The organism is Microcystis sp. BLCC-F209 (genome assembly GCF_041928595.1).
In the GTDB taxonomy this organism is placed as follows: Bacteria; Cyanobacteriota; Cyanobacteriia; order Cyanobacteriales; family Microcystaceae; genus Microcystis.
Genome location: NZ_JBHFLL010000263.1, coordinates 1 through 7,217, shown reverse-complemented (window position 1 = coordinate 7,217; position 7,217 = coordinate 1). Strand labels below are relative to the sequence as shown.

The window sequence follows — 7,217 nt, the reverse complement described above, 5'->3', positions numbered from 1 at the left end:
TTCTAGGTTCTGTGTGATCAGTTTAACTTACAATATGATCGATCAATCTTTGTGTCCTTTGTGTCTTTGTGGTTCGTTCCACTCACTCGCCAGCAGTACTGTATCCTAGAATACATTTTACCCACCAAACCTGGGAGAGCCTATTTTTCTTCCCTTTTGACTTTTGCCTCTTGCCTTTTGCCTAAAACCCATAACTTTTGTACCTCAGCAGACTGAAAAACGCTATAGACCATTTAACTGATTAATGCTCATTCTTAATTCTCCTGACTACTGACTACTGGCTACTGACTCCTAACCCTAACAACAATTTGTGATTTTTACAAGAGGTCTAGTTTTTACCCTTATCTAACCGTAAACTTTCCCATAATACTCTTGATATTCTTTGGATAACAAAGGTTGCCACCAATCCCGATGATCGAGATACCATTGAATGGTTTTTCTTAATCCCCCCTCTACCGTTTCTTGAGGTTGCCAACCTAATTCGGTGCGAATTTTACTGGCATCAATAGCATACCGGCGATCATGTCCAGGCCGATCCTTAACAAAAGTAATTAAATTCCGAGCGGGTTTCACGGGTAAATCGGTGGCCAATTCATCCATTAACTCACATAACATCCTGACTAAATCGATATTTTTTACCTCATTATTTCCGCCAATATTATAGGTTTCTCCCGCTTTTCCTTTGTGAATAACTGTATCTAAAGCTTGACAATGATCCCGCACATATAACCAATCTCGAACATTTTGACCATCACCATAAACGGGTAAAGGTTTACCCAAAAGAATATTAATACACATCAAAGGAATTAACTTTTCAGGAAAATGATAGGAACCATAATTATTAGAGCAATTAGTAATAATTGTCGGCATTCCGTAGGTATGAAAATAAGCTCTCGCTAGATGATCACTCCCCGCTTTTGAGGCAGAATAGGGACTATTAGGAGCATAGGGAGTAGTTTCGGTAAAAGCCGGATCATCTACTCCTAAACTACCATAAACTTCATCGGTGGAAACGTGCAGAAAACGATAGTTATCGGGTTGATGATTACTTAACCAATGTTGCCGAAAACTTTCTAATAGAGTAAAAGTTCCCACCACATTAGTTTGTACAAAAGCCCCAGGTCCAAGAATCGATCGATCCACATGGGATTCGGCGGCAAAATGAGCAACCGTATCGATATTTTCACCTGCAAATAATTGATCAACCAAAGCTCGATCGCAGATATCCCCTTGCAGAAAACGAAAATTCTTTCTATCTTTCAGTGTCGCTAAATTATTCAAATTGCCCGCGTAGGTAAGAGCATCAAGAACAATGACACGATCCTCATGATAATTCTCGCACCAATGATGAACAAAATTCGAGCCGATAAATCCTGCTCCACCAGTAATTACTATGTTTCTAGCTTGATTTTCTGTCGCCATGGCCACCTCTAGCAAAAGTTCGCTACTTATTTTAGGCTTTTTTGCTTCACACTTCTTCATCAAAAGTGATCTGATCGGAACGATAATCCGGCGGTTCAACGTGAATTAAAATTCTCACAGGGCTAAATTGTTGGGTTAATCTTGCTTCTACCGCTTCCGTGATCCTGTGAGCAGTTTCCACATCTTGAGCGGAGACAACTAGGTGCATTTCTATAAATACCTGTCTTCCCACCACTCCCCGAGACGCGATCGCATGACAATTAAGCACCCCCGGCACCTCCATCACAATTTGATGAATCACTTCAGGAGCGATCGCCATTTCATCCACTAACAAAGGTAAATTCTCCATCAGGACTTTCCAACCACTGCTAAACACCAAAAAAGCGACGGGAAAGGACAAAATCACATCTAACCATTGTAATTGGGGAATATTAGCCGTATTGCCCACCCAAACCCCGACTAAACCCAATAAAACCGTAATTGTCACCCACACATCACTCATGGTATGCCTAGCATCGGCAATCAAAATCGCACTACCGACACGCTGCCCCACGGATCTCTCATAATAGGTGACAAAAATATTCACCCCTAAAACGATAATTAATAGCCATAACTCAGGACCTGCAATCTCGACAGGTTTTCCTCCTTTGATAATACGCATGATCCCCCCTTGCAAGATTTCAAAACAGGCAATCCCCAAAAAGGCGGCGATCGCCAAAGCTCCGATCGCTTCGTATTTTAGATGTCCGTAGGGATGATCTCGATCTGGATAGGGAGAGGAAAACCGCATCGCTACTAATCCCAAGACATTATTGGCACTATCGGTGACACTATGGAGAGCATCCGCTTGCAGACTTAAAGCACCAATCCTCAAACCCACCCCCGCTTTGATCGCCATAACCAAAATGTTCAGCAGCAGGGTGATCCAGAGAACTTTTTGGACGGTAGCCCGATTATCTTTTAAAACAGCCACAGGATTATCAGTTATCAGTTATCAGTTATCAGTTATCAGTTATCAGTTAAGTAGGGAGGCACAATTATTTGTAGGATGGGTTAGCGGTAGCGTAACATAATCGGGCGTTGGGTTTCATGCTTCAACCCAACCTACGTTCATCTTATATTTAATTCTACCCACCCACTTATCAGTGGGTAAGTTATCAGTTATCAGGGAAATTTCAACTAAAACCCCAAAAACCCAACTACTTGAGGGTTGAAAAAGGGCAAAAATAAGGATTAAATTGCCTAAAGTCGGTAAATAGACCATTTAATTGATTATTATTCATTTTTAATTCTCCTGACTCCTGACGACCGGCTACTGACTCCTGACCCTAACAACAATTTTTGATTTTTGCAAGAGGTCTGGTCATCAACAATTGATCAACTCCCGAAATAATAGACTACCATCGGTCAAATTGAGCAGCGGATCGGCGGCCCGCTCGGGATGGGGCATCATTCCTAGCACATTTCCTGCTTTATTGGTAATTCCTGCAATATTATTTAACGATCCGTTGGGATTTCCTGACTCATCAACCTCTCCTGTGGGAGTACAGTAACGAAAGAGAATTTGACCGTTATCCTCCAGAGATTTTAACGTATCTTCTGCGGCATAATAACGCCCTTCCCCGTGGGCAATGGGCAAATTAAGCACCTGTTGCGTTTGATAACCTCGCGTCCAGACAGATTGATTGTTTTCCACTTTTACTGGCACTCGATCGCAGATAAAATGTAAATCCCGATTACGAATTAACGCACCAGGTAGCAGCCCAATTTCCGTTAATACCTGAAAACCGTTACAGATGCCTAAAACTAATTTACCTTTTTCGGCTTCTTCTCGGACAGTTTTCATTGCTGGTGAAAATCTAGCGATCGCACCACAGCGCAAATAATCGCCGTAACTAAATCCCCCCGGCACCACAATCACATCCACATCCCCTAGCTCCGTCTCTTGATGCCAAACATAGCGGGTGGGTTGCTGAAAAATCCCCTCCGTCACCGTTGCCACATCTCGATCGCAATTCGATCCGGGGAAAACAATAATCCCAAACTTCATAATTTTTAACTTGGTTAATTCATTGTGCAGAAAGCTCTCATCAGATGGGTGTTGGGGTATTGGGGTATTGGGTGAATTTCCCCATTTCCCCATTTCCCTATCCCCTAATCTCTATCCCCTATCTACTGACAATGCAAATCAAAGCGATAATTTTCAATCACAGGATTAGCCAATAGTTGATCGCACATTTGATCCAATTGTGCGCGGGCGCTGGTTTCATCCGCTGCTGTCACAGTAAGCTCAATATACTTACCAATTCGCACCCCAGCCACAGTATCATAACCTAATTGCTTTAATCCCGACTCTACCGCCGTACCCGCCGGATCGAGAACCGAAGGGCGCAGGGTAACATAAATACAGCACTGATAATTTTTTGGCATAGAATTAAATTTGATCGCTGACCTTTTTGATATGAAATCCCAACGCACCCGATCGCAAGAGCGCATTATCCACTTACTCAAAACCTTAAATCGGGCAGTATCCGCTCAGGAATTGTTTGTGGAACTCCGTCAGCGTGACCAAAATATGGGGTTAGCCACTGTTTACCGCGCCCTAGAATCCCTAAAGCTACAGGGTGCGGTGCAGGTGAGAACCCTAGCCACAGGAGAATCCCTCTACAGTTCCGTTCAGCAGGACCAACACCATCTTACCTGTATTCATTGCGGCCGGTCTATCGTCTTTAATGAGTGTCCCGTTCATGAATTGGAAGAAAAACTCGAAAAATCCCACCAATTCAAGGTTTATTACCATACTCTCGAATTTTTTGGACTTTGCGATCGCTGTCACCCCAGTTAAGTAAGCTGTACTACATTTAAACTGCCTATCGGGTAAATTTAGTACAAACGCTCGGACTGGCAACTCCAGCCCTGCCAACTCCGGTAAAGTCCTACAGGGATTAAACTGTTGTTTGTCCTTGGGCTGTTTTCAGGGGGATTAACTCCGGTTGACTGTAGTGATGATGACTGTTGAGGGGGGATAACAAGGGAAAAAAGGGCTGATGTAAACTGATTAATTGGGCTAGGGTTTTCTTGAGATGGGGACGGGGAACGATCGCATCGACAAACCCGTGTTTTAACAAGTATTCCGATGTCTGGAAACCTTCTGGCAATTTCTCGCGCAAAGTCTGTTCAATTACCCGTTTACCGGCAAAACCGATGGTAGCCTTCGGTTCAGCGATAATAATATCTCCCAACATGGCAAAACTGGCCGTGACTCCCCCCGTGGTGGGATTAGTCAAGACGGGAATATAGAGTAATTTTGCTTCCCGATGCCGGTTAAGAGCGCCAGAAATCTTGGCCATCTGCATTAAACTTAACATTCCTTCCTGCATTCTCGCCCCGCCAGAAGCGCAGATAATCACCAGGGGTAAACTTTCATCGGTAGCTCGTTCCGTCAAACGACAGAGTTTTTCTCCCACCACCGATCCCATGCTACCCCCCATAAAACGGAAGTCCATCACCCCTAAAGCTAAGGGTAAACCGTCGATTGTCCCCGTTCCCGTTCGCACAGCATCCGTCAGACCCGTTTTTTCTTGGGTTTCTCGCAGGCGATCGCTATAACTTTTCCGATCGCGAAATTTGAGCGGATCCGTCGGTCGAATCTGTTCATCGAGGCAAGTCCAAGTATTAGCATCCACTAACTGGCGAATTCTTTCTTCACTTTCCACCCGATTATGATGACCGCAATCGAGACAAACCAGTTGATTAGCTAATAAATCCTTCGTATAGGCCAAAACGCCGCAATTTGGACATTTTGTCCACAAACCATCGGCTATTTCTCGTTCCTGTTGTTGTTGAACCTTGGGTTCTGTTTTTTGGCGATTTGCAAACCAATCAAATAGAGACATAGTTTAAAATAAAGACAATTTATCGACTTTCCTCTAGAGGACTTAATAACAAAAGTGCTGTCCAGCGATCTTGGGGACGCACTTGTAGGGCGGACTGATGCCCCTGGCCGCAATAAATACCAAGGCCAATAGCGATAACGCAACTGGGGATGTGGTGAGCTTTGAGCATTTCCTGTAGCCAATCGGCTTACCCTAGACTGGGGGTTGTTCTAATCGTGATCCAAGACACGGAAGACTATTGTATCAAGATTTAATTACAAGATAGCTTTTTTACAACAAAGGGAAAAAAATGCTTTGATAGGCTGAGATGATCTTATCACTCCAAAAGACACTCATCAGAGCGCCGAGGGCAAGAAATGGCCCGAAGGGTATAGCTTGTTTTTTGGCCATTTTACCGAGAAAAATGCCCGTCATACCGATCGCCGCCCCGATAGCACAGGCCAGAAAAGCGGTGACTATTAATGCTTGCCATCCTAACCAAGCACCGATCATGGCCGCTAATTTGGCATCTCCTCCCCCCATGGCCTGCTGTCCGAGGGCAAAACTCCCCCCCCACTGGATCAGATCAAATAACCAGACTCCTAAAACCGCACTAGCGATCGCTGAAAAGAGATAGATAACAGTTTGATTATTTTGCCAACCTAGGAAAGTCTGGAAAACTATCCCTAAAACTAATCCCGATTGGGTGAGGGAGTTGGGAAGCGTCATCGTGTCAAAATCGATCAAAGCTAAGGCTAATAACCAACTTAGCAGAATCCAATGGCCGAGGGTCTGCCAAGAAAAGCTAAAATCTCCTAAAACCAGACAAAATAACAAACCGGTCAAAGCTTCGACGGCTGGATAACGCACAGAAATCGGGGTTTTACAGCACCGACAGCGACCCCCTAGCCATAACCAGCCGAAAACGGGTATATTCTCGCTTTTACCTAACCTATGGTGACATTTCGGACAGTGGGAAGGAGGATAAACTAGAGACATCCCTTTAGGTAATCTATAGATGACCACGTTTAAAAAACTGCCCACCGAGGCACCAAAAGTGAAGACAAAGGCAAAAGTAACTAGATGAAAGAGGGTTTCCATCCTTAAACTGGCAGATAATTAATTAGTTTGTCATCGTCCATTATAGGGGATAAAGATGCCCCTGTCTCCCCTCTTAAGCATCCAGTAATAATACTTCAGTCTCATCCCTAAAGGTGAATTCTCTTCTGGGCTTTTTTAGTGGATAATTAGCGGATATCACCCTAGATAATGGGGGTAAAACCCCACTATCAGCCTCAAGGATAAACTGACAAAATTAAATCATCCCAGTCAACGAGGACAAATTAATGAAACCGATTGTTGAATCTTTTTACAACTGGTACAGCAGCAAAATCACCCACCCTAAATATCGTTGGATTATCATTCTGGGAACTATGGTTTATCTTTTTAGCCCCCTCGATATTTCTCCTGACATTTTCCCGATTATTGGTTGGATCGATGATGGTATTGTCCTCACCCTTTTAACTACGGAATTATCGCGATTAGTTCTTGATTATCGCACTCGCCGTCCAGGGAGAGTAAATAATCAAACTGAGGTTTCTTCCCCCACCAATACCGTTGATACCGATGCTGTGGAATTCTGAATTCAGGAGATTGCTTTTATTTATTCTCCCCATCTCCCCTCTCCCTGCTCCAGCACTCCCATCTCCCCCCGCAACGCGCAGGAAGTGGTCTCCCCCACTACCCCACTTCCCCATCTCCCCACTCCCTAATTCATAAGGCTCTTCGGTTTTTGTTATGCAATGGACGGGATTATAAGGAATGAAACCCTTATAGAGACAGACATTGCTGCTATTTTTGTCAACTGTTTTCGCTCTAGAGAGAACTAATCAATTAAATCTCTTGCCAGATAAGGATTGA

At 43.9% G+C, this 7,217-nt stretch carries 9 protein-coding genes; 2 read left to right on the top strand and 7 right to left on the bottom strand.

Annotated features, from left to right (window positions below; genetic code table 11):
• Positions 1–345: 345 nt before the first annotated feature.
• From rfbB to purS, 4 genes are all read right to left on the bottom strand, one after another.
• A complete protein-coding gene (gene rfbB / locus ACE1AQ_RS16835; RefSeq protein WP_110544170.1) occupies positions 346–1,422 on the bottom strand; it encodes a dTDP-glucose 4,6-dehydratase in 1,077 nt (358 codons plus the stop codon).
• Between the two features lie 46 nt (positions 1,423–1,468).
• Positions 1,469–2,395: a cation diffusion facilitator family transporter gene (locus tag ACE1AQ_RS16830; RefSeq protein ID WP_110544131.1), complete on the bottom strand. Its 927-nt coding sequence runs from the start codon at positions 2,393–2,395 to the stop codon at positions 1,469–1,471.
• 393 nt (positions 2,396–2,788) lie between these two features.
• Complete coding sequence (gene purQ, locus ACE1AQ_RS16825; protein WP_008197272.1) at positions 2,789–3,472, bottom strand: phosphoribosylformylglycinamidine synthase subunit PurQ; 684 nt, start codon at positions 3,470–3,472, stop codon at positions 2,789–2,791.
• A 122-nt stretch (positions 3,473–3,594) separates the two neighbouring features.
• Positions 3,595–3,852, bottom strand: coding sequence for a phosphoribosylformylglycinamidine synthase subunit PurS (purS, locus tag ACE1AQ_RS16820; protein WP_008197271.1), 258 nt, complete (start codon positions 3,850–3,852; stop codon positions 3,595–3,597).
• A gap of 31 nt (positions 3,853–3,883) precedes the next feature.
• Between purS and ACE1AQ_RS16815 the strand changes: the two genes are divergently transcribed.
• A complete protein-coding gene (locus tag ACE1AQ_RS16815; RefSeq protein WP_008197269.1) occupies positions 3,884–4,267 on the top strand; it encodes a Fur family transcriptional regulator in 384 nt (127 codons plus the stop codon).
• Positions 4,268–4,367: 100 nt separating this feature from the next.
• Here the strand turns inward: ACE1AQ_RS16815 and accD are convergent, their stop codons facing one another.
• The 3 genes from accD to ACE1AQ_RS16800 form a co-directional block, all read right to left on the bottom strand.
• Positions 4,368–5,318 carry an acetyl-CoA carboxylase, carboxyltransferase subunit beta gene (gene accD / locus ACE1AQ_RS16810; protein WP_008197268.1) on the bottom strand — a complete coding sequence of 317 codons (951 nt, stop codon included), beginning with the start codon at positions 5,316–5,318 and terminating at the stop codon, positions 4,368–4,370.
• A gap of 19 nt (positions 5,319–5,337) precedes the next feature.
• A complete protein-coding gene (locus ACE1AQ_RS16805) occupies positions 5,338–5,487 on the bottom strand; it encodes a hypothetical protein (RefSeq protein ID WP_172456629.1) in 150 nt (49 codons plus the stop codon).
• Between the two features lie 101 nt (positions 5,488–5,588).
• Positions 5,589–6,398, bottom strand: a complete 810-nt coding sequence (locus tag ACE1AQ_RS16800; protein ID WP_008197266.1) for an A24 family peptidase — start codon at positions 6,396–6,398, stop codon at positions 5,589–5,591.
• A gap of 245 nt (positions 6,399–6,643) precedes the next feature.
• On the opposite strand from ACE1AQ_RS16800, the gene ACE1AQ_RS16795 reads away from it, so the two are divergent.
• A complete protein-coding gene (locus ACE1AQ_RS16795) occupies positions 6,644–6,940 on the top strand; it encodes a YkvA family protein (RefSeq protein WP_008197265.1) in 297 nt (98 codons plus the stop codon).
• Positions 6,941–7,217: the final 277 nt, after the last annotated feature.